This window comes from Oleiphilus sp. HI0080, assembly GCF_001635135.1.
In genome coordinates, this window is record NZ_LWFU01000477.1 from 1 (window position 1) to 1,913 (window position 1,913).

General features: G+C 47.2%; 3 protein-coding genes. 1 reads left to right on the top strand and 2 read right to left on the bottom strand.

Annotation, left to right across the window (positions count from 1 at the left end; all coding sequences use genetic code 11):
* Together A3751_RS09920 and A3751_RS09925 are read right to left on the bottom strand one after the other, a co-directional pair.
* Positions 1-430, bottom strand: a 430-nt coding sequence (locus A3751_RS09920) for a heme-binding beta-barrel domain-containing protein (RefSeq protein ID WP_068455168.1), incomplete at its 3' end; no start/stop codon positions are given.
* A gap of 77 nt (positions 431-507) precedes the next feature.
* A complete protein-coding gene (locus tag A3751_RS09925) occupies positions 508-999 on the bottom strand; it encodes a DUF411 domain-containing protein (RefSeq protein ID WP_068455169.1) in 492 nt (163 codons plus the stop codon).
* Between the two features lie 235 nt (positions 1,000-1,234).
* Here A3751_RS09925 and A3751_RS09930 point away from each other — a divergent pair.
* Positions 1,235-1,913, top strand: a 679-nt coding sequence (locus A3751_RS09930; protein ID WP_156492363.1) for an efflux RND transporter periplasmic adaptor subunit, incomplete at its 3' end; no start/stop codon positions are given.

A 1,913-nucleotide genomic window follows, 5' to 3' on the forward strand; every position in this document is an offset into this window, starting at 1 on the left:
TCATTGAGGTGGTTCGGGCCTTTGCTTTCATGAACTCGCTCTGAGCAATTTTTCCCTCATTGTCTCTCCCTCTTAAACGCAGAATATAGCCGCCATCGACTTCCTCAACGTCGCCCTCGAGTACCACTGAAACGCCGCGAGGAATCGACAAATTGTGTATGACTTTTTGATTGGCTTTGTCCCACATCCAATAACCACACTGATCATGCAAATGCTTGCTATCTCGGATGCGATGCACGACCTGATGGTAATGAACACCAACGAGCTCTTGTTCTTCTGCATTGTCGACGTCGCCAATAGGCGTGTATGTCACAGTTTCTCTAAAGTAATTGATCTCGGTACCATCTGGTTCTGGAGAGGTGTCGATACCTTTATCTCCGGTCCATGTTCCAACCAATAACGCGAGGGGGCCCAGATATTCGTGATGCATATTGTTTGTTCCAGATTCTGTAGGTCTATTCTGTAAATCGATAACGCAAAGGACTTAACGCTTATCGAAACTTTATATTAAAACTGTTCGCGGTAGGTGTCGATGGAAGCATACTCTTCGAACTCGCCGTCGGTGCGCATTAGCCACACCTTGTATGGTTGAAAACGATCCCCATCCTCCATGCCGGCACTGCCTATTGGCATGCCTGGCACGATGAGCCCCTTGGCGCCGTCGGGTGGGTTTTGTATGAATGAATGTACGAGTGCTGGTGGCACATGGCCTTCAAAGAAATAGTCGCCCTTTACCGCTGTGTGGCATGAGCGCGCTTCGCTTGGAAGATCGAAGCGGTTCTTAATGGATGCCATGTCTGCATCTTCTAACGTCGACACGGTTATTCCCGACTTTATTAAATGCTCAACCCACGCTCCGCAGCACCCGCAGCTAGGCGATTTGTATACGGTTAATGTTTGATTGGCCTCTGATTCGGAGGGCAGATCTGTCTGCTGGTCGGCGCTTACGCTGGCCGCGATCATACTCATTAGGAAGATTGTTTTGATGCGTTCTAACATGACGTTTTTGACTCAGAAAAAAGTGGAAGAGAGAAAAATCTTAACGTTGGAACAATCATGATAGCGCGTTTGTTTCGATTCCGCATTGCGTTGTTTTCTGCGAACGAGGTGTAAATCGCAAGAGTCCGTAGACTTTGGAGTAAACGGGTTATATTCTCTGTGACGGAAAGCGCCATGTGATGGAATACGAACATCGGCGTCGGGTTTAAAATTGATCAATCTCACGGATTTTAATATGAAATCGAGTCATCTCATTCTCTCTATATGCGTTTCATTTTTGCTTGCTGCTTGCTCTGAAAAGCCCGCAGAACAGGCTGCAAATGCACCTTTACCGAAAGTAAGCGTTTATTCGGCTGAATTTGAATCGATTGTGAACAGCAACGAATTTGTAGGGATAACAGAGCCAAAGGAAGACGTTAAAATCCAAGCGCGTGTGAGTGGATATTTGGTGGAGCAACATGTTGCCGACGGCGCGCGAGTGAAAGCGGGTGACCTGCTATTCGAACTGGATAAAGACACTCTTCAGGCGGAAGTTGCAAAAGCGAAAGCAAAGCTGGCTGCAGATCAGGCAGCGCTTGATGAATCCACTCGAAATTATGGCCGTGGAAACGAGTTGATCGGCAAGGGAACCATTAGTCAGTCGCAGATGGATCAGTTGTTGAGTAAAAAGTTACAAGCGGAAGCGGCACTGCAATCCTCGAAAGCCGCACTTAAAGCCGCGACGCTCAACCTGGATTATGCATCGATTCACGCACCGACAGATGGGGTCTTAAGTCAGGCGAATGTTAGTAAAGGTGACTTTATTTCTCCCTCTACTGTTTTAGCGAATTTGGTCTTGTCAGATCCTATCTATGTCAGCTTTCAGGCGAGTGAGCGAGAATTTTCGAAAAGAAGATCTGAGCGACAAGAGAAAA

What these genes read in the sequence shown, in the direction of transcription:
- A3751_RS09925 (WP_068455169.1), bottom strand. Translation starts at nt 999, where the DNA reads ATGTTAGAACGCATCAAAACAATCTTCCTAATGAGTATGATCGCGGCC.